Genomic DNA, 20,434 nt, shown 5'->3' with positions numbered 1-20,434 from the left:
GGGCCGCGCACATCATCGAGCAGCGCATCGACAACAAGATCATCCGCCCGAGCGCCAACTACACCGGGCCGGAGAACCTGAAGTTCGTGCCGATCGGCAAGCGCAAGTGAAGCCGGCCCCAGGGAAGCCGGCCGAAGTGAAGCCGGCCCAACAGCGGCGCCGATTATGTAACCAAAGCCCAGAGCACTACGCCGCCCCGGCCAAATCGTAGAGAATAGCGGCGGCAATGATCCCAGCGCCGCCCGCCTGCCGGCGGCACATGACCATCACTCGATTTCAGTATCCGAAAGGCACTCACAAAATGAAACATCTTGTCCTTGCCGCCTGCATCGGCGCTTTCAGCCTGACCACCGCCACCGCCGTGATGGCGCAGGAGCCGGCCAAGAAGACCACCACCAAGAAGAAGTCGTCGACCAAGAAGAAGGCCGCCGCCGGCGCGGCCGCCGCGGCCGGCACCGCTGCCGCGGTGGCCCCGAGCGGCGAGAAGTGGCAGTGCGAGCTGGGCAACAGCCTGTATATCGCCGGCGACATGCTGCGCGATGAGGTCCTGACCGTGCACTGGCAAGGCCGCGACTACAAGCTGCCGCGCCAGGCCACCGTGACCGGCGCCGACCGCTACTACGACGCCCGCACCGGCCTGGACCTGGTGGTGATCCCGAGCAAGGCCATGCTGTTCAACAAGAACCTGGGCCAGCGCCTCGCCGACGACTGCCAGAGCGCCGCCATGCAGGCCGGCGCCGCGGCCCCGACCCAGGCCGGCGGCCTGCGCGCCCCGGCCACGAGCCCGCTGCTGGTGACCCCGCCGGACGGCCAGACGATTCAGCCGGGAAGCACCCAGCAAACCGCCGCGCCCAAGCAGTAAGCCGTACCGGGGCGCTGGCGGCCGCTGCCTTTTTGCGGCCGCCAGCGCCCTTTTTCCTTGCCGTGCCGGGTGGCGGCAAAGCCGCACCCCGGTTAGAGTATGCAGTTGCAGTGCGCTGCCTGCCTCGGACCGCGGTCAAACGCCGTGGCAGCGCACCGGGGTCTCGATTCAGGTCCGAGCCAATGCCATCGCATCATCCTTCGATCGGAGTACGGCAATGCCCCACAACCTCAAGAACACGCTAAAAGAATTCAGCATCGGCTCTTCCGGCAAGGGCCAGTATTACTCCCTGCCCCAACTGGGCGAGGCTCTGGACCTGGACATCGGCCGGCTGCCGGTGTCGATCCGCGTGGTGCTGGAATCGGTGCTGCGCAACTGCGACGGCAAGAAGGTCACCGAGGAGCACGTCCGCCAGCTGGCCAATTGGAAGCCCAACGCCGAGCGCGTCGACGAAATCCCGTTCGTGGTGGCACGCGTGGTCTTGCAGGATTTCACCGGGGTGCCGCTGCTGGCCGACCTGGCGGCGATGCGCAACGTCGCCGAGAAGATGGGCAAGAACCCGAAGCAGATCGAGCCGCTGGTGCCGGTGGACCTGGTGGTCGACCACTCGGTGCAGATCGACCACTTCCGCGAGAAGAAGGCGCTGGACCTGAACATGCAGCTGGAATTCCAGCGCAACAACGAGCGCTACCAGTTCATGAAGTGGGGCATGCAGGCCTTCGACACCTTCGGCGTGGTACAGCCGGGCTTCGGCATCGTGCACCAGGTCAACCTGGAATACCTGGCGCGCGGCGTGCACCGCAAGGACGGCGTCTACTACCCTGACACGCTGGTCGGCACCGATTCGCACACCACCATGATCAACGGCATCGGCGTGGTCGGCTGGGGCGTCGGCGGTATCGAGGCCGAGGCCGGCATGCTGGGCCAGCCGGTGTACTTCCTGACGCCGGACGTGGTCGGCGTGGAACTAAAGGGCCGGCTGCGCGAAGGCGTGACCGCCACCGACCTGGTGCTGACCATCACCGAGATGCTGCGCAAGGAGAAGGTGGTGGGCAAGTTCGTCGAGTTCTTCGGCGAAGGCACCGCCAGCCTGGCCCTGCCCGACCGCGCCACCATCGGCAACATGGCGCCCGAATACGGCGCCACCATGGGCTTCTTCCCGGTGGACGAGAAGACCATCGAATACTTCCGCGGCACCGGCCGCACCGACGAGGAAATCGCCGCGTTCGAGGGCTATTTCCGCGCGCAGGACATGTTCGGCATCCCCCGCGCCGGCGAAATCGACTACAGCAAGGTGGTGACGCTGGACCTGGCCACGGTGGTGCCGTCGCTGGCAGGGCCAAAGCGCCCGCAGGACCGCATCGAGATCGGCAACGTCAAGAGCACCTTTGCCTCGCTGTTCAGCAAGCCGGTGGCCGAGAACGGCTTCAACAAGGACGCCGCCGAGCTGGGCCGCAGCTACAGCACCGCCGACGGCATCGAAGTGCGCAACGGCGACGTGCTGATCGCCGCCATCACCTCGTGCACCAACACCTCCAATCCCAGCGTGCTGCTGGGCGCCGGCCTGCTGGCCAAGAAGGCGGTCGAAGCCGGCCTGAGCGTGGCGCCGCATATCAAGACCTCGCTGGCGCCGGGCAGCCGCGTGGTCACCGAATACCTGAAGGCAGCGGGCCTGCTGCCGTACCTGGAAAAGCTGGGCTTCGGCGTGACCGCCTACGGCTGCACCACCTGCATCGGCAATGCCGGCGACCTGACGCCTGAGCTGAACGAGGCCATTACCAGCAACGACCTGGTCGCGGCCGCGGTGCTGTCGGGCAACCGCAATTTCGAGGCCCGCATCCACCCCAACATCCGCGCCAACTTCCTGGCCTCGCCGCCGCTGGTGGTGGCCTATGCCATCGCCGGCAACGTCACGCGCGACCTGATGACCGAGCCGGTCGGCAAGGGCAAGGACGGCCGCGACATCTGGCTGGGCGACATCTGGCCAAGCTCCGACGAGATCCACGCGCTGATGAAGTACGCGATGGACGCCAAGACCTTCAAGGGCAACTACGAGCAGGTCAAGAAGCCGAGCAAGCTGTGGGGTGCGATCCAGGGCACCAAGGGCCAGGTCTACGACTGGCCCCGCTCCACCTATATCGCCGAGCCTCCGTTCTTCCAGGACTTCAGCATGGAGCCGTCGGCGGCCTCGGCGAGCGTGCGCGGTGCGCGCGCGCTGGGGATCTTCGGCGACTCGGTGACCACCGACCACATCTCGCCGGCCGGCTCGATCAAGGACACCTCGCCGGCGGGCAAGTACCTGCTGTCGCACGGCGTGCTCAAGGCCGACTTCAACAGCTACGGCTCGCGCCGCGGCAACCATGAGGTGATGATGCGCGGCACCTTCGCCAACGTGCGCATCAAGAACCTGATGATCCCGCCGACGGCGGACGGCGCGCGCGTGGAAGGCGGCATCACCATCCACCAGCCCAGCGGCGAGCAGATGTCGATCTACGACGCGGCGATGAAGTACGTCGCCGAGGGCACGCCCACGGTGGTGTTCGGCGGCGAAGAGTACGGCACCGGCTCGTCGCGCGACTGGGCCGCCAAGGGCACCCAGCTGCTGGGCGTGAAGGCCGTGATTGCGCGCAGCTTCGAGCGCATCCACCGTTCCAACCTGGTCGGCATGGGCGTGCTGCCGCTGCAGTTCAAGGGCGCCGACAGCGCCCAGACGCTGGGCATCACCGGCAACGAGACCTTCGACATCGAGGGGATCGAGGGCGACCTGAAGCCGCAGCAGGACGTGGTGCTGGTGATCAAGCGCGCCAACGGCGACGTGCAGCGCGTGCCGGTGCTGCTGCGCATCGATACGCCGATCGAGGTCGACTACTACAACCACGGCGGCATCCTGCCGTTCGTGCTGCGCCAGCTGCTGGCCGCCTGAGCGCCATCCGCGCCATCGACGCCGCCGGTCCCGCCCTTTCCAGGGGCGGGGCAAGGCGGCGTTTTTTCATTGGCGCTTGCGACCCGGGCATCACCTGCGCCATCTGTTGGCCCGCGCACCGCGTGTAAGTTTGACGCAAGCCATGGCTGTCAAACTGTGTCGCACAAGAACGCGGCCGAACGACCGCAAGCCGGACCCCGGCATCACCCAGAACCAGGAGACACCATGGTCAAGATCCTCATCGCATTCATCGTGGTCGCCGGCGCGGCCCTCTACCTGCTGACCAAGGGCGGCAGCGACGTTTCCATTTCCGGCGAGTCGCACAGCGTCGAGAGCCACGCGCCCGCGGCCCCGGCAGCGTCCGCGGCGTCCGCCCCGGCCGAGAAATAATCGCCGCGCAGGCAGCAGCGTCCACATCGACCGCACGCATATAGCGGTCTCCCTGTCAACGCAACGAGTAGAATACCGTTTTACGCAAAAAACGGACGGTTTCTTTCTATGGCAGGTTTTCGCCCCAAGGCTTCCCCGCGACTCTCTCCCGACGCCGAGCGTCTGGTGGCCGATGCGCTCGCCCTCGACGCATCGGGCAGCCGCATGGAGGACGGATACTGGGAACGGCGACTTTCGCAGCGCCTTGGCCGCCTGCTGAAGAACGGTAGCCAGACCGCGCTCGACGCGGCGCTGGAGCACCTGTTCAAGCACAATGCCGACGCCTCCGACGTGCTCGCCGAGCAGGCCGAGACGCTGGCCGAATCCGCCTCGATCGAGGTCGACGGCCAGCACTATGACGCGCTGCTGATCGCCGCGCCGATCCTGGCGCACACCCGCTACGCGATCCCGTCCGGCGCGCTCAAGCCCGAACTGGCGCAGACGCTGGCGGTGCATCTGCAGGCACATGTGCTCGCCAACGGTACCAAGGTCGCGCTGTCGCCCTACCTGTACAGCATCGACCAGCTGCCGCGCACGCACAGCGACACCTTCGCGCTGACGCACAAGCTGGCCGCGGCCGCCCTGGCCGGCGCGGTGCCCAAGGTCGACCTGCGCGACCTGCCCGAGACCGCGCCGATCCTGGCCGACCCGCGCTACCTGCTGGCGGTGGTGGTGGCGCCGCGCGAACAGGCGCTGTTCCGCTGGCAGGAAGACGCCAAGGACCATCACGCCGAGCGCTCGACCTGCCTGGAACAATGGCGCAGCCAGGTGCAGCCTTCGGTGGCGCTGCTGCTGCCGGGCTGCGAGTTCGAGCTGCTGCTGCCGGACGCGTTCTTCCTGTCCTGCCGCGAATCCGACAAGAGCATCCGCCCGCTGACCGTGCGCGCCGCCGTCAACTACCTGTGCGGCACGCTGGACATCTCCGCGGGGCAGCTGGCCGCGGTGGTGGCCGCCTTCGGCGAGGAAGTGGTCGAGGAATACCGCGTCGGCTTCACCATGCGCGGCGAGAAGGATGTGATCTACGGCATCGTCTGGCCGGTCTACGGCCGCGAGGCCGGCGAGATCGATGCCGATGAAAAAGGCAATCCGCTCGAGCAGATCTGCGAGGAACTGCGCAATGCCGGCGTCGAGGACATCTTCCGCCACGCCGCGCTGTTCGATCCGGAATATTGCGAAGACTGCGGCACGCCGCTGTACGCCGACCGCAATGGCGAGATCGTCCACGCCGAGCTGCCGGAAGACGCGCCGACGCAGCAGCCGCTGTTCCACTAAGACGCGCTGGCAGCGAGCCAGACAGCGAAACGGCCCGCAATGCGGGCCGTTTTTCATTGGGCGTTCAGCCGGGCTGCCGCTCGCTGACGCAGCGCCACAAGCCATGGCCCGAGGCCGCGTACTTGCGCTCGAACGGCGTCATCGGCTGCGCCGGCGCCCAGGCCTCGACCCGCGCCGGCCGTCCCGCCAGTTCCAGCGCCTGCGCGAATTCGTCGATATAGATGCGCCAGTTGCTGCGGCATTCCAGGTAATCGCCGCACGCCGCCAGCGCCGGGAACACCGCGTGCCCTTGCCAGCGCCGCCCGAGATGGCCGATTTTCGGCCACGGGTTCGGGTACAGCACGTAGTGGCGCGCCACCGGCACAGCATCGGCCTGCAGCAGCCGCCAGACATCGACCAGGTCGGCGCGGGCCCAGCAGAAATTGGCCGGCATCGGCGCGTCGCCCCACCAGTCCTTGCCGGCGGCGAGGCGCTTTTCGGACTGGTCGACGCCGATGACGAAATGATCGGGGAACTGCGTGGCCAGGCGCAGCGTGCTTTCGCCGACGCCGCAGCCGGCATCGAGGATCAGCGGGGCGCCGCCGGCCTGCTGCCAGCGCTGCAGCGCCGCGGCCAGCTCGCGCCGGCTGGGTTCGCCGATGGGCTTGCGAAACGGCTCGGCCAGGTGGCGCGCGACGCGCGCGGCCAGGTGTTCATGAACATCGGACTGCGCCGAGACGATGGTGCGGGAATTGGCGAACATGGGCGCCATTTTACCGGGCAGCCTTGCCGGCAAGGCTGCAACCATGCCACTTTAGCGGCACAATGCGGGACAAACCCGTCTGAGAACCCGTCCGCGAGCACGCGGACCCGTACGAGGAGCCTGCCCGATGCCAACCCTCCACGCCCTGCCGCCGCAACATCCGCCGCGCCACCGTGCCATCCCTGCGCGCCGCGCGGTGCTCCGTGCCGCCGCGGCGCTCGTCTTCGGCAGTGCCGCCTTCGCCCTGCTGCCGGCCGGCGCCGCGCATGCCGAAGACCTGCGCATCGGCCTGGCCGCCGACGTGACGTCGATGGATCCGCACTGGAACAATGCCGGCCCCAACAACGCCATCGCCCTGCATGTGTTCGAGTCGCTGGTGTTCATGGACAAGAACGCCCGCTACATCCCCGGCCTGGCGCTGTCGTGGAAGCCAGTCAACGCCATCACCTGGGAAATCAAGCTGCGTCCCAATGTGAAGTGGCACGACGGCTCGCCCTTTACCAGCGAAGACGTCAAGGCGTCGCTGGAGCGCCCGGAGAAGCTGGTCAACAGCCCGGGCTCGTTCACCAGCTACACCAAGCCGATCGCCCGCATCGACACGCCCGACCCGCTCACCGTGCGCCTGACCATGAGCGTGCCCAACTACGCCAACCTGGCCAACGACCTGAACAGCGTGCCGATCATGCCGAAAAAGGTCGCGGCCACGCTGACGCAGAACGATTTCGACTCGGGCAAGGCCATGATCGGCACCGGCCCGTTCAAGTTCGTGCGCTTTGCGCGCGGCCAGGAAATCGTGATGGCGCGCAATCCCGACTACTGGGGCCCCAAGCCCGAGTGGGACCGCGCGGTATTCCGCATCATCACCGACAACGGCGCGCGCAGCGCCGCGCTGCTGGCGGGCGATGTCGACGTGATCGAGAGCGTGCCGTCGGCCGACGTCGCCAGGCTCAAGCAGAACCCGAAGTTCAAAATCGAGCAGCAGGTGTCGTGGCGCACCGTGTTCTGGCAGATGGACCAGTCGCGCGACAACCCGCCCTTCGTCACCGACAAGGCTGGCAAGCCGCTGGGCAAGAACCCGTTCAAGGATGCGCGCGTGCGCGCCGCGGTCAGCAAGGCGCTGAACCGCGACGCCATCGTCAGCCGCATCATGGAGGGGCTGGCGGTGCCGGCGTCGTCGATCGTGTCGCCGCAGATCTTCGGCCATCCCGGCACCAAACCCGATGCCTATGACCCGGAAGGCGCGAAGAAACTGCTGGCCGCGGCCGGCTACCCCGACGGTTTTGGCCTGACGCTGCACGCCACCAACAACCGCTACCTGAACGACGCCGCGGTGGCGCAGGCCACCGCCAGCATGCTGACCCGCATCGGCATCCAGACCAGGGTGGAAACCATGCCGGTGGCGGCCTACTTCACGCGCGCGCGCCAGGGCGAGTTTGCCTTCCAGATGCTGGGCTGGGGCTCGGCCGCGGCCGACGTGGCGCTGCGCTCGATCACCGGCACGCCCAACCCGAAGACCGGCTACGGCACCTGGAACTGGGGCAAGTACAGCAACCCGCAGCTGGACCAGCTGATCGAGAAATCGCTGACCACGGTCAGCAGCGACAAGGCGCGCGAGGAAAATGCCCGCGCCGCGGCAAAGTTCGCGCTGGCCGACCACGCCATCATTCCGTCGCACAGCCAGCTGGCGATGTGGGCAATGAAGAAGGGGCTGAAGTACGAGGCGCGCACCGACGAGTGGTCGCTGGCGCAGTTCTTTCACAAGGAGTGAGGACGACCGCGCGCCGCGGGTTTTCTCCTCTCTCCCGCATGCGGGAGAGAGGCGTCAAATCCTCAACCGCTCTTCCTGCCGCGCATTGGCCGCGCGCAGCTTCTGCACCCAATCCCGCGCCGGCAAGCCGGTGGTGTCCTCGACGACGTCGGCACGCGCGTCCAGCACTGCCCACGACACATCGATTTCCGGCCCGTTGAAGGCCAGCGCGATGATGTTGCCGTCATGCACTTCCGGAAACACCAGCACGCGGTTGTCGAAGGCATCGCAGATGCGCTCGATGTTCTTCGGAAAGCTGTCGTGGTCGCCGAACAGGTTGATCGTCATCACGCCGGGCCCCCTCAGCGTGCGGCGGCAGGCACGGTAGAACGCGGTGGTGTCCAGCACCGGGCCGCGCGCGGTGGCGTCGTACAGGTCGACCTGCAGCACGTCGATGGCGCCGGCGTGGGCGCCGTCCATGACGTAGTCCCAGGCGTCCTGCTCGCGCACGGTCAGGCGCGCGTCGTCCTCGCGCAGGCCGAACATGCTGCGCCCGGCGATGATCACGGCGGGGTTCAGCTCGACCGCAGTCACGCGCGCGCGGCTGAACTGGCGATGGCAGAACTTGGTCAGCGCCGCGGCGCCCAGGCCCAGCTGCACCACGTGGAATTCATCGGCCGACGGCGACAGGAACAGCAGCCAGGCCATCATCTGCTGCGCGTATTCCAGCTCGATCGCGTCCGGCTTGCGCAGCCGCATCGCGCCCTGTACCCACTCGGTGCCGAAGTGCAGGTAGCGCACCCCTTCCATTTCCGAGAAGGTCACCGGCGCGAAGCGCGGCGTCATGCGTTTTTCTTCGCGGGCCGGCGCCTGGCCGCGGGTGCGGGTGCCGCGTGCCGGTCGGCGCGAGGCCACGGCTTCAATCGATTTGCGTTTCAGTAGGGTCATATTGTCGGGAATACATGGACCGGGGGCGCCGGCCCGCGCCTTACTTGCCCAGCGCCGCCTGCGCGCGCTGCAGCCACTCGCGGTTGTGTTCGCGGGCATGGCGCGGCCAGTGGCGGGCGTCGTGGACGATTTCGGCATAGAGCTGGCGCGCGCGTTCGCGGTCGGCGGCGTCGGACTGCGTTGCCAGCCAGTCGGCGAACAGGCAGCGCGGCGCGACATCGCTGGCGCTGGTCAGTGCCTGCTCGAACGCGGCGCGCGTGCCGGGCGCGCCGGTGGCGGCCAGCGCGCGAGCATACAGCAAGGCGGGCACGGGCTGCTGGCGCGCATGCGGGCTGGCAGCGAACAGCTTTTCCAGCGTCGCCAGTGCCGCCGCCGCGTCGCCGGTGGCGAACTGCGCCTGGGCTAGCCCCTGCAGCAGCGCCGGATCGGAGGCAAACGGCCCGTTGGCCGCGGCCTGGTAGTGCTGCAGCGCCTCGGCCGGCTCGCCGGCTTCGAGCAGCGCGGCGCCCAGGCGCATGCGGTGCGCCACGGTCGGGGCGCGGTCAAAGTCGGTGCGGGCCTCGCGCACCGCGCGGTTGGGGTCGACCAGTTGCGAGATGGCGCGCGTGGCGGCGCGCGCCCCGCGCGACTGGCGCAGCTCGGGCAGGAAGATCGCAAAGAAATAGACCAGGCTGCCGAGGCCTGGGAACAGGAACAGGATCAGCAGCCAGTACATGTTCTGGTGCGTGCGCACCGCGTGCACGGCAAAGAACAGTGCGACGATGATATGGATGCTGATGCCGAAGATACGCATAGGGAGATCACCTTTGAAACCATGGCGGGCGCGCCAGCCGCCGGCATTGTGACAGAAAGGCGCGGCGGCGGCCCGGCGCAGGCGCCGGACAGGGCTGCAGACAAGGCTGCGGACAGGCCCTCAGGATGCCAGAAGCGCCTGGCGGCGGCAAAAAAAGCGGCCCCGGCAGCGCCGGTGTCGCAACCGGTGCCCGGGGCCTGCTGGTTTGCCGCGCGTCGCAGGTGCTAGCGATAGACCAGCACCGGGATCTTGCTGTGCGTCAGCACCTTCAGCGTCTCGCTGCCGATCAGCATGCCCTGGATGCCGCGCCGCCCGTGCGATGCCATCACGATCAGGTCGCAGCCCTTGTCCTCGGCGGTCTTGATGATGGCTTCGTAGGGATGGTCGTTGACGGCGTACGCGGTGTCGCACGGCACGCCCGCCGCGCTGGCTTCCTCGGCGCGCTCGCGCAGGTACTGCGTGGCGCCGGCCGCGGCTTCCTTGACGTAGGTTTCGCGCGTGTCCTCCAGCATCTCGACCTGGTAGGTCAGCACGTGGTAGTTCGGACAGACGCGCACCGCGGTGGTACGCGCCCCCATGTCCCGCGCCAGCGCGAGCGCCTTGCGGAACGCCGATTCAGACAGGTCGGAGCCATCGACCGCCAGCAGGAGATGCTTGAACATGATTGCCTCCTTGCCTGCAACTTTGCCGGCTCAGGCAACTCACTTCCGATGCATTCGCGCCATGCGTCAGAAAGTGCGAGCCCGCAAGGCGCACAAGGAGCGGCCGATACTCCCGGTTTGGAATCATGGGCCGGCCCGATTCCAGTATAGGTGCGCGATGGCCCACGACAATCCGGAACGCGTCACTTCCGGGCAGGCCGATTCCATACACGCAATGCGGCGACAAGCCTCTCAGTCCAGCAGGCTGCGCCACAGCGCCAGCTTCTGCTCGAAGCTGCGCGCGGCATGCGCCGGGCTGGATGACGGCAGCACCACGGTCTCGTAGCCCTGCGCGGCAAACTGCGGCGCAAAGCGGGCGGAGGTGCCGCCATTGAAGCCGACGCGCCGCAGCGACGGCGCCAGCGCGCGCAGGCGCGTGAAATCGTTGGCCTGCGGATAGCGGATATTGCTGTCCAGGCTGCCTTCGCGCTGGCACGCGCCCAGCACGTCCCACACGCCGATGCGATGCGCCAGCAGCCGCACCAGCCGTTCGGCATAGGGCAGTTCCGGCAGCGGCTCGCCGGTCAGGGCGCCCAGCAGCGGCCAGAACTGGTTGCGCGGATGGGCGTAATACTGGCGCGCGGCCAGTGACGCGGCACCGGGAAAGCTGCCCAGCACCAGCACGCGGGTGTGGGTGTCGATGACGGGGGGCAGGCCCTGGTGGAGATCGGTTTGAGGCGTAGAGGTGTCGGGCATGGCAGCAACGCAGGCCGAGCAAATCTGCGATGGCGGTCTCCGCTCTCCCATTAATTTATGGGAGAGCGGAAACCCCATCGCGTCCGCTCAGGCCAGCAGCTTGTTCACGCGCTGCACGTAGGCCGCCGGGTCTTCCAGCATGCCGCCCTCGGCCAGCAGCGCCTGGTCGAACAGCACCTGCAGGCGGTCGCTGAAGGCATCCCCCGATTCCTCGCCTTGCAGATCGCGCAGCTTCTTCACCAGCGCATGCTCCGGGTTCAGCTCCAGGATCGGCTGGGCGTCGGGCGCCTTCTGGCCGGCCTGCTTGAGCAGGCGCTGCAGGTAGCCGCTCATGTCGCCCTCGTCCGAGACCAGGCACGATGCCGATTCGGTCAGGCGCAGCGTCACGCGCACGTCCTTGGCCTTGCCGGCGAGCACGGCCTTGGCGCGCTCGACCACGTCCTTCCAGTCGGCTTCGGCCTTCTCCTGCTCGGCCTTCTCGGCCTCGTCGGCGAGCTTGCCCAGGTCGAGATCGCCACGCGCCACCGACACCAGCTCCTTGCCATCGAACTCGCGCAGGAACGACAGCATCCATTCATCGACCCGGTCGGTCAGCAGCAGCACCTCGATGCCCTTCTTGCGGAACACTTCCAGGTGCGGGCTGTTCTTGGCGGCGGACCAGGTGTCGGCCGTGACGTAGTAGATCTTGTCCTGCCCTTCCTTCATGCGGCCGACATAGGCAGCCAGCGACACGTTCTGCTCGGCGGTGTCGTTATGGGTCGAGGCGAAGCGCAGCAGCTTTGCCACGCGCTCCTGGTTGGCCTGGTCTTCGCCGGCGCCTTCCTTCAGCGCCTGGCCGAACTGCTGCCAGAAGGTGTCGTACTTGGCGCGCTCGGCTTCGTCCTCGCTGTCGGCCAGCGCTTCCAGCATCGACAGCACGCGCTTGGTGCAGCCCTCGCGGATCGCCTTGACGTCGCGGCTTTCCTGCAGCAGCTCGCGCGACACGTTCAGCGGCAGGTCGGCGGAATCGACCACGCCCTTGACCCAGCGCAGGTAGCCCGGCAGCAGTTGCTCGGCGTCGTCCATGATGAAGACGCGCTTCACGTACAGCTTCAGGCCGGCCTTGTGGTTGCGGTCCCACAGGTCGAACGGCGCGCGCGCCGGGATGTACAGCAGCTGGGTGTATTCGCTGCGGCCCTCGACGCGGTTGTGGGTCCACGCCAGCGGCGCCTCGTTGTCGTGCGCGATGTGCTGGTAGAAGGCGGTGTACTGCTCGTCGGTGATATCGGACTTGGCGCGGGTCCACAGCGCGCTGGCCTGGTTGACGCTCTCCCACTCGTCGGTGCGCTTGTAGCTGCTGGCTTCCGCGTCCCACACTTCCTTGGGCATGCGGATCGGCAGCGAGATATGGTCCGAGTACTTCTGGATGATGCTCTTCAGGCGCCACGCCGACAGGAAGTCGTCCTCGCCCTCGCGCAGGTGCAGCGTGATGGTGGTGCCGCGCTCGGTGCGCGCGATCGCGTCGACGGTGAACTCGCCGTCGCCGGTGCTTTCCCAGCGCACCGCTTCCTCGGCGCCCAGGCCGGCGCGGCGCGTTTCCACGGTGACCTTGTCGGCGACGATGAAGGCCGAATAGAAGCCCACGCCGAACTGCCCGATCAGCGCCGCGTCCTTCTGCTGGTCGCCGGACAGCTGCTGGAAGAACTCCTTGGTGCCCGAGCGGGCGATGGTGCCGAGGTTGCGGATGGCCTCGTCGCGGCTCATGCCGATGCCGTTGTCGGTGATCTTCAGCGTGCGCGCCTGCGCATCGGCCTCGATGCGGATGGCCAGGTCGGCGTCGTTCTCGAGCAGGGACGGATTCGCGATCGCCTCGAAGCGCAGCTTGTCAGTGGCGTCCGAAGCATTCGAGACCAGCTCGCGCAGGAAAATTTCCTTGTTGCTGTACAGCGAGTGGATCATCAGGTGCAGCAGCTGCTTCACTTCCGCCTGGAAGCTCATCGTCTCGTGCGGTGCGGTCATGGTTCTCCTCTTGAAAACAGGCGAATCTGGATGGGTTGGGTGGCCACCGGGGCCGTGCCGGCAAAAATAGGGACGCCCGGGCCATTTTCAAGACCCGGTGGCGCGACTGGCGGTGCGGCTACAGCCGCTCGAGCTGCCGCGCCAGGAAGCGCAGCATGTCGGGATCGCCGCTGCTGGCGACGTTGAAGCGCATCCAGCCGGACGGCATCTGCGACGGCGAAAACAGGCTGCCCGGCGCGAACAGGTAGCCTTCTTCGTGGCCGGCGGTGGCGATGGCGTTGGAATCGCGGCCGGTGTCGGCCCACAGGTACATGCCGGCATGCTGGCCCGGGAACAGGCGCAGGCCCAGCCGCTCCAGCTCCTGCCGGGTGTCGTCGCGGGCGCGGTCGAGCCGCGTGCGCACGCGCTCGACGTGCTTGCGGTAATGCCCTTCGGTCAGCACCTTGTACAGCACCCGCTCGTTGATCTCGGGCGTGGCCAGCCCGGCCAGCAGCTTGCTGTCGGTCAGCGCCGCGGCCGTCTCCGGGTGCGCGGCGACGAAGCCGACGCGCAGGTTGGCCGCCAGCGTCTTGGAAAAGCTGCCCAGGTAGATCACCCGGCGCAGCTGGTCCAGGCTCGCCAGACGGGTGGCGGCGTGGCCGGGCGGGCACAGGTCGCAGTAGATGTCGTCCTCGACGATCAGGAAGTCGTACTGCTCGGCCATGCGCAGCAGCTGGAACGCCTTGGCCGCCGACAGCGAGGTGCCGGTCGGGTTGTGCAGCACCGAGTTGATCACGAACAGCCTGGGGCGGCGCGCCTGCACGATGCGCTCCAGCGCCTCCAGGTCGGGCCCTTCGCCGGTGTAGGGCACGCCGATCACCTGCGCGCCCTGCGCGGCAAAGCGGCCGAACATCACGAACCACGCCGGGTCGCCCACCAGCACCGCGGCGCCGGGCTGCAGGTAGAGCCGGGCGATCAGGTCGAGCGCCTGGGTGATGCCCGAGGTCAGCACGATCTGCTCGGCGCCGGCGCGGATCTCAAGTTCTTCCAGGCGGGTGCGCAGCTGCTGGCGCAGCGGCAGGAAGCCCTGCGGCGTGCCGCTGGCGAGGAAGTGGTTGCCCGGCTGGCGGCCGAGCCCGCGCAGCGCGCTGGCGATCAGCTCGCCGTCGAGCCAGTCGTTGGGCAGGAAGCCCAGCCCCGGCGCCTTGTGCGCCTCGGCGGTATGGAACATGCTGCGCAGCAGCCAGGTCACGTCGATCTTGCGCGCCGCCGGCGCGTCGCGCGAGACCGGCGCCGCCGGCGCGGCCGGGGTCCGCTCGCGCACGTAGAAGCCCGAGCCCCGGCGCGATTCCAGGTAGCCCAGCGCCACCAGCCGCTCGTAGGCCTCGACCACGGTAAAGCGCGAGATGCCCTTCTCCTGCGCCAGCTGCCGGATCGACGGCATGCGCATGCCGGCGCGGAACACGCGCTCGTCGATGCGCATGCGCGCCCATTCGGTCAGCTGCTCGACCAGCGTCATCTGCGCCGACGGCACCGGGTCGGGCAAGCGCGCGGTGGACGGCAGCACCAGCTGCAGCGCGCGCGCCGGCGCGGCGCCGGCTGGGGCTTGCGTGCCGCCTCGGCTATCCTTCTGGCGGGCCGCGGCGGCGCTGTCGCCGCCGCCGTCGCCCTTGCTGGATTGGGCATCCATGTGCTGCTCCTGCAACTGTACTGAAGACGATCCGTGCAACTGTACCGGTACTGTACCGAGTACCTTGTCTACCATCAAGCCAAGATGAAGCTAGCCCTCGATCACCTCGTCGTTGCCGCCCCAGACCTCGACGCCGGCACGGATTACGTTGCCGGCGTGCTGGGCATTGCGCCCCAGGGCGGCGGCGCGCATGCGGCCATGGGCACGCACAACCGCGTGCTGGGCCTGTTCGGCGGCATCTACCTGGAAGTGATCGCGATCGATCCGGCCGCGGCCGCGCCGGCACGGCCGCGCTGGTTCGGCCTGGACAGCGAAGCGGTCCGGCAACGGCTGCGCGATGGCCCGTTCCTGCTGCACTGGGCCGCGCGCGTGGAACGGCCCGCCGACCTGAGCCGCTGGCAGGCGCAGTATCCCGAGCGCATCGCCCCGGTCATCCCGATGAGCCGCGGCAGCCTGCACTGGCGCATCACCGTGCCCGCCGACGGCAGCCTGCCGGCCTGGCCCGGCGAAGCCGGCAGCGCCGGCGACGGCGCGCTCCCCAGCCTGATCCAGTGGGACGTGACCCCCGCCCCCGGCGCCAGCCTGCCGCGGCAGGACCTGGCGCTGCGCCGGCTGTGCGCGCACCACCCGCGCGCCGAGCTGCTGCGCCAGGGACTGGCATGGCTGGGCGCCGACCACCTGCTCGCGGTGGATCAGGACGATGGCCCGCCCGGACTGATGGCCGAGATCGAAACCGCGCAGGGCATCCGCACCCTGCGCTAGCCGTCCCTCACAACAAGCCCCAAGGAGCCCCCGATGTCCGCCACCCGCAAGCGTTTCGACGAAGACCCGTACCTCGACCACTGCGCCGCCACCGTGGTGGCCGCCAGCGCCGAGGGCATCGAGCTCGACGAGACCGTGTGCTATGCGCGCAGCGGCGGCCAGGCCGGCGACACCGCCACGCTGACGCTGGCCGACGGGCGCGCCGTGGCCATCGTCGACACGGTCTACGCCGACGACCGCCGCCGCATCCTGCATGTGCCGGCCGCCGGGGCGCCGCTGCCGCGCGTCGGCGAGCGCGTCACCGTGGCGATCGACTGGGACCGCCGCCACCGGCTGATGCGGCTGCACACCTGCCTGCACCTGCTGGGCTCGCTGATCCCGGTGCCGGTGACGGGCTGCGGCATCTCGCCGGACAGCGCGCGCATCGACTTCGACCTGCCCGAATCCACGCTCGACAAGGCCGACCTGAGCGAGCGCCTGAACGCGCTGATCCGCGCCAACACCGCGGTGCGCACCACGCTGATCACGCCGCAGGAACTGGCCGCGCAGCCCGACCTGGTGCGCACCATCGGCGCCGCGCCGCCGGCGGGCACGGCCAGCATCCGCATCATCGAGATCCCCGGTGTCGACCGCCAGCCGTGCGGCGGCACGCACGTGGCCAGCACCGGCGAGATCGGCGCGGTGGTGGTGACCAGGATCGAAAAGAAAAGCCGCACCAACCGGCGCGTGGCGGTGGCGTTCGCATGACCGCTTCCGCACTGCTCACGGAGCTGCTCACCGGCCTGAGCGCGGCGCAGTTCGCGGCGCTGCTGACGCTGCTGACGGTCGGCCTGTTCACGCCCGGACCGAACACCACCATCGCCGCGGTGAGCGGCGCCAACTTCGGCCTGCGCGCGACGCTGCCGCACTGCGTCGGCGTCGCCTTCGGCTTTGCCAGCATCCTGGCGCTGTGCGCGCTGGGCGTAGGCGCGCTGGTGCTGGGCCAGCCCGCGCTGGCCGCCGCGGTGCACGCGGCCGGCGTCGCCTACCTGCTGTGGCTGGCGTGGAAGATCGCGCGCAGCACCGCGCTGGCCGAAAAACAGGTGCTGCGCCCGCTCAGCGTGTGGCAGTCGGCGGCGCTGCAGTACGCCAATATCAAGGCGTGGATGCTGGCGCTGGCGGTGGCGGCGTCGTACATGGCGGGCGCGGCGTCGCCGGTGCAGCGCGTGCTGCTGGTGTGCGGCGTGTTCGGCGTGCTGGGCTTCGTCAGCAACGGCGTCTATGGCGCAGTGGGCGCGTCGCTGCGGCAGTGGTTGCAGCACGGCCAGCGCGTGCGCTGGTTCAACCGCGCCATGGGCGCGGCGCTGGCGCTGACGGCGCTGTGGATTGCGGTCGGGGCCCGCCCCGGCATTCCCGCGCCAGCCTGAGCACGCGCCCGACACCCCTGACAACACAGAGGCCAACCATGCCCGACAGCCGCCCCGCTCCGCAACCTCCCTTATCGACGACACCTCCGGCTGCTGCCGTGCCGGCCTCCGGCGGCATGCTGCTGGGCCTGATCGGCGTGGCGATCTTCAGCCAGACGCTGCCGTTCACCCGCATGGCGGTGGCCGAACTGGACCCGATCTTCGTCGCGCTGGCGCGGGCCGTGCTGGCCGCGCTGCTGGCGCTGGCGCTGCTGGCGTGGCGCGGCGCGCTGCGCGCGGGCCGGCGCCCGCGCGGCGGGCAATGGGCGCGGCTGGCCGTGACCGCGCTGGGCGTGGTGGCGGGTTTTCCGCTGTTTTCTTCACTGGCCATGCGCGAGGTGCCGGCCAGCCACGGCGCCATCGTGATCGGGCTGCTGCCGCTGGCGACCGCGGTGTTCGCCGCATGGTTCGGGCGCGAGCGGCCGTCGCCGGCGTTCTGGCTGTCGGCGCTGGCCGGCAGCGCGCTGGTGGTCGGCTTTGCCGTATGGCAGGGCGCCGGCGGGCTGCAGCATGCCGACTGGTTCCTGTTCGGCGCGGTGCTGCTGGGCGCGCTCGGCTACGCCGAGGGCGGCAAGCTGTCGCGCGAGCTGGGCGGGCTGGAAACCATCAGCTGGGCGCTGGTGGTATCGCTGCCGGTGCTGGTGCCGGTGGTGGCCTGGCTGACGCTGCGCGACCTGCCGGCGATCGCCGCGGCGTCGCCGCGGGCCTGGGGCGGCATGGCCTATGTTTCGGTGTTCTCGATGTTCGTGGGCTTCCTTTTCTGGTACGCCGGCCTGGCAAAAGGCGGCGTGGCCCGCGTCGGCCAGATACAATTGCTGCAGCCGTTCCTGACGCTGGCGGGCGGCGCGCTGATCCTGTCCGAGCCGCTCGACGCTGCCACCATCGCCTTCGCGGTGGCGGTGATTGCCGTCGTGGCCCTGGGCCGCCGCGCCGCCGTGCAGCAATCCGCACCCGCCCCGGAACCCTCACCGATCCTTCCCGGACGCATTCACTGACTGGAGCCTACATGTCCCAAACCTCGGTCTACGACACCCTTGCCCGCCTCGGCATCGAACTGCCGGCCGTCAGCGCCCCCGCCGCCGCCTACGTGATGGCCGCGCAGACCGGCAACACCGTGTTCCTGTCCGGCCATATCGCGCGCAAGGACGGCAAGGTATGGACCGGCAAGCTGGGCCAGGACATCGACACCGACACCGGCAAGGCCGCCGCCCGCGCCGTCGCCATCGACCTGCTGGCGACGCTGCATGCGCATGTCGGCGACCTGAACCGCGTCACCCGCATCGTCAAGGTGATGAGCCTGGTCAATTCGACCACCGACTTCACCGAGCAGCACCTGGTCACCAACGGCGCCTCCGAGCTGCTGGCCGAAGTCTTCGGCGACAAGGGCAAGCACGCGCGCAGCGCGTTCGGCGTGGCGCAGGTGCCGCTGGGCGCGTGCGTCGAGATCGAACTGATCGCCGAAGTGCAGGGCTGAAGCTTTATCGTTGACCGGGCGGCCGGCCGTTGCCGTGCCGCTCTCCCAAGAATCACCGCAGACTAGAGACACATCATGAAATGGGCCATTTCCCGCCGGGCGCAGCAACTCACCAGCTCGGCCATCCGCGAAATCCTTAAGGTCACCGAGCGTCCGGAAGTCATTTCGTTCGCCGGCGGCCTGCCGTCGCCGGCGTCGTTCCCGGTAGCGGCAATGGAAGCCGCGACGGCCCGCGTGTTCGCCGACAACCCGCAGGCGGCGCTCCAATACGCCGCGACCGAAGGCTACCTGCCGCTGCGCGAGTTCGTCGCCCGGCGCCATGACGTGGCGGTCGAGCGCGTGCTGATCACCACCGGCTCGCAGCAGGCGCTGGACCTGATCGCCAAGGTGATGATCGACCCGGGCAGCAAGGTGATGGTGGAAACCCCCAGCTACCTCGGCGCGCTGCAGGCGTTCTCGCTGTTCGAGCCGGAATTCGTCTCGATCCCAAGCGACGACAAGGGCCTGCTGCCCGAGGCGCTGACGCCCGAGCTGACCGCCGGCGCGCGCTTCCTGTACGCCCTGCCCAACTTCCAGAACCCGACCGGGCGCCGCCTGCCGCTGGAGCGCCGCCAGGCGCTGGTGGCGCGCGCGCAGGAACTGGGCGTGCTGCTGGTCGAGGACGATCCGTACGGCGCGCTCAGCTACACCGGCGACCAGCTGCCGAGCCTGCTGTCGATGAACCCTGACGGCGTGATCTACATGGGCTCGTTCTCGAAGGTGCTGGCCCCCGGCATGCGCCTGGGCTACGTGATCGCCCCGCCGGAGCTGCATTTCAAGCTGTGCCAGGCCAAGCAGGCGTCGGACCTGCACACGCCCACCTTCACCCAGCGCGTGGCTTACGAGACCGTGCGCGACGGCCTGCTCGACACCCACATCCCGACCATCCGCGAGCTCTACGGCAAGCAGTGCCAGACCATGCTGGATGCGCTCGCGCGCCACATGCCCGAGGGCGTCAGCTGGAACACGCCCGAAGGCGGCATGTTCATCTGGATGGAGCTGCCCGAGGGACTGGACAGCATGGTGATCCTGGAAGAAGCGGTCAGGCGCAACGTCGCCTACGTGCCGGGCGCGCCGTTCTACGCCAACAACCCGAAGCGCAACGCGCTGCGCCTGGCCTTCGTCACGGTGCCGGCGGAGCGCATCGAGCAGGGCGTGGCGATCCTCGGCGAACTGTTCCGCGAAGCCATCGCCGCGGCACGGCAGCCGCGCGCCGCCTGAAGCCACGGATCAACGGGCAAACGCGGGCGCACCTGACTTGGGAGACGACATGTTGCGTATCTGGGGCCGGCTTTCCTCCATCAACGTGCAGAAGGTGGTCTGGTGCGCGCGCGAGCTGCACCTGGACCATGAGCGCATCGATATCGGCGTGACCAAGGGCGACCTCGACACCGAGGCCTACGTGCGCCTGAACCCGAACCGCCAGATCCCCGTGATCGAGGATTTCCGCGGCACGGATGTCGGCGGCGAGCCCTTCGTGCTGTGGGAGTCCAATGCGATCGTGCGCTACCTGTGCGCGCGCTACGGCGAGGGCACGCTGTGGCCCGAGGACGTCAAGGCGCGCGCCTCGGCCGACCGCTGGATGGACTGGCAGACCACCGCCTTCAGCCCGGCGATGGTGACGGCGTTCCTGAACCTGGTGCGCAAGCCCGCAGCCGAGCGCGACCCGGCCGCCATCGAGACCTCGTGCGAGCGCACCGAGCCACTGGCCGCGCTGCTCGACCAGGCCCTGGCCGGGCGCGAGTTCATCGGCGGCGACCGCTTCACCATGGCCGACATCTCGCTGGCCTGCGCCGCGCACCGCTGGATGGGACTGCCGCGCCAGCACCAGCCGCGCCCCGATCTGGAGCGCTGGCTCAACGCCATGCGCGCCCGCCCCGCCGCGGGCGGCATCCTGGAACTGCCGCTGCGCTGAGCCGCGGCAGTTTTTTCAC

The 20,434-nt window shown here is 68.8% G+C and carries 19 protein-coding genes; 12 read left to right on the top strand and 7 right to left on the bottom strand.

The features are described 5' to 3' along the window. Nucleotides 1–301: 301 nt before the first annotated feature. From C7416_RS25480 to C7416_RS25470, 4 genes are all read left to right on the top strand, one after another. A complete protein-coding gene (locus tag C7416_RS25480) occupies nucleotides 302–862 on the top strand; it encodes a hypothetical protein (RefSeq protein ID WP_111521456.1) in 561 nt (186 codons plus the stop codon). Between the two features lie 217 nt (nucleotides 863–1,079). Then, a complete protein-coding gene (gene acnA / locus C7416_RS25475) occupies nucleotides 1,080–3,785 on the top strand; it encodes an aconitate hydratase AcnA (RefSeq protein ID WP_111521455.1) in 2,706 nt (901 codons plus the stop codon). A gap of 225 nt (nucleotides 3,786–4,010) precedes the next feature. Beyond that, the gene (locus tag C7416_RS29225) at nucleotides 4,011–4,175 is read left to right on the top strand and encodes a hypothetical protein (protein ID WP_181461318.1); all 165 of its coding nucleotides are present in this window, start codon (nucleotides 4,011–4,013) and stop codon (nucleotides 4,173–4,175) included. Between the two features lie 108 nt (nucleotides 4,176–4,283). Next, on the top strand, nucleotides 4,284–5,486 hold the full coding sequence (locus C7416_RS25470) for a DUF2863 family protein (RefSeq protein WP_111521454.1): 1,203 nt from the start codon (nucleotides 4,284–4,286) through the stop codon (nucleotides 5,484–5,486). 64 nt (nucleotides 5,487–5,550) lie between these two features. Here the strand turns inward: C7416_RS25470 and trmB are convergent, their stop codons facing one another. After that, nucleotides 5,551–6,237, bottom strand: coding sequence for a tRNA (guanine(46)-N(7))-methyltransferase TrmB (gene trmB, locus C7416_RS25465; protein WP_111521453.1), 687 nt, complete (start codon nucleotides 6,235–6,237; stop codon nucleotides 5,551–5,553). A 118-nt stretch (nucleotides 6,238–6,355) separates the two neighbouring features. Between trmB and C7416_RS25460 the strand changes: the two genes are divergently transcribed. Further along, entirely contained in the window at nucleotides 6,356–7,996 is a 1,641-nt protein-coding gene (locus tag C7416_RS25460) for an ABC transporter substrate-binding protein (protein ID WP_111521452.1), read from the top strand. 54 nt (nucleotides 7,997–8,050) lie between these two features. On the opposite strand, the gene C7416_RS25455 is transcribed toward C7416_RS25460, so the two are convergent. The 6 genes from C7416_RS25455 to C7416_RS25430 form a co-directional block, all read right to left on the bottom strand. Next, nucleotides 8,051–8,923, bottom strand: a complete 873-nt coding sequence (locus C7416_RS25455) for a class I SAM-dependent methyltransferase (RefSeq protein WP_111521451.1) — start codon at nucleotides 8,921–8,923, stop codon at nucleotides 8,051–8,053. A 40-nt stretch (nucleotides 8,924–8,963) separates the two neighbouring features. Further along, on the bottom strand, nucleotides 8,964–9,716 hold the full coding sequence (locus C7416_RS25450; protein WP_111521450.1) for a tetratricopeptide repeat protein: 753 nt from the start codon (nucleotides 9,714–9,716) through the stop codon (nucleotides 8,964–8,966). Nucleotides 9,717–9,940: 224 nt separating this feature from the next. Further along, a complete protein-coding gene (locus C7416_RS25445) occupies nucleotides 9,941–10,378 on the bottom strand; it encodes a universal stress protein (RefSeq protein WP_111521449.1) in 438 nt (145 codons plus the stop codon). A gap of 231 nt (nucleotides 10,379–10,609) precedes the next feature. Beyond that, nucleotides 10,610–11,113, bottom strand: a complete 504-nt coding sequence (locus tag C7416_RS25440; RefSeq protein WP_111521448.1) for a DNA-deoxyinosine glycosylase — start codon at nucleotides 11,111–11,113, stop codon at nucleotides 10,610–10,612. Nucleotides 11,114–11,200: 87 nt separating this feature from the next. After that, the gene (gene htpG, locus C7416_RS25435) at nucleotides 11,201–13,111 is read right to left on the bottom strand and encodes a molecular chaperone HtpG (RefSeq protein WP_111521447.1); all 1,911 of its coding nucleotides are present in this window, start codon (nucleotides 13,109–13,111) and stop codon (nucleotides 11,201–11,203) included. 118 nt (nucleotides 13,112–13,229) lie between these two features. Further along, on the bottom strand, nucleotides 13,230–14,780 hold the full coding sequence (locus C7416_RS25430) for an aminotransferase-like domain-containing protein (RefSeq protein WP_111521446.1): 1,551 nt from the start codon (nucleotides 14,778–14,780) through the stop codon (nucleotides 13,230–13,232). Between the two features lie 84 nt (nucleotides 14,781–14,864). Between C7416_RS25430 and C7416_RS25425 the strand changes: the two genes are divergently transcribed. The 7 genes from C7416_RS25425 to C7416_RS25395 all read left to right on the top strand — a co-directional run bounded on the left by C7416_RS25425 (nucleotide 14,865) and on the right by C7416_RS25395 (nucleotide 20,415). Continuing rightward, a complete protein-coding gene (locus C7416_RS25425; protein WP_111521445.1) occupies nucleotides 14,865–15,542 on the top strand; it encodes a VOC family protein in 678 nt (225 codons plus the stop codon). A gap of 33 nt (nucleotides 15,543–15,575) precedes the next feature. Then, nucleotides 15,576–16,289, top strand: coding sequence for an alanyl-tRNA editing protein (locus tag C7416_RS25420; protein ID WP_111521444.1), 714 nt, complete (start codon nucleotides 15,576–15,578; stop codon nucleotides 16,287–16,289). Further along, nucleotides 16,286–16,948: a LysE family translocator gene (locus C7416_RS25415; RefSeq protein WP_111521443.1), complete on the top strand. Its 663-nt coding sequence runs from the start codon at nucleotides 16,286–16,288 to the stop codon at nucleotides 16,946–16,948. Before C7416_RS25420 ends, C7416_RS25415 begins: the two co-directional genes overlap by 4 nt. Before the next feature lie 38 nt (nucleotides 16,949–16,986). Then, complete coding sequence (locus C7416_RS25410; protein WP_373424963.1) at nucleotides 16,987–17,982, top strand: DMT family transporter; 996 nt, start codon at nucleotides 16,987–16,989, stop codon at nucleotides 17,980–17,982. Nucleotides 17,983–17,993: 11 nt separating this feature from the next. Then, nucleotides 17,994–18,461: a RidA family protein gene (locus C7416_RS25405; RefSeq protein WP_012353394.1), complete on the top strand. Its 468-nt coding sequence runs from the start codon at nucleotides 17,994–17,996 to the stop codon at nucleotides 18,459–18,461. A 75-nt stretch (nucleotides 18,462–18,536) separates the two neighbouring features. Continuing rightward, entirely contained in the window at nucleotides 18,537–19,721 is a 1,185-nt protein-coding gene (locus tag C7416_RS25400; RefSeq protein ID WP_111521442.1) for an aminotransferase-like domain-containing protein, read from the top strand. Between the two features lie 49 nt (nucleotides 19,722–19,770). Further along, complete coding sequence (locus C7416_RS25395; protein WP_111521441.1) at nucleotides 19,771–20,415, top strand: glutathione S-transferase family protein; 645 nt, start codon at nucleotides 19,771–19,773, stop codon at nucleotides 20,413–20,415. Nucleotides 20,416–20,434 lie beyond the last annotated feature (19 nt).

It is taken from the genome of Cupriavidus phytorum (genome assembly GCF_003254285.1).
GTDB classification, from domain to species: domain Bacteria; phylum Pseudomonadota; class Gammaproteobacteria; order Burkholderiales; family Burkholderiaceae; genus Cupriavidus; species Cupriavidus phytorum.
This window is presented reverse-complemented; position numbering and strand designations above follow the sequence as displayed.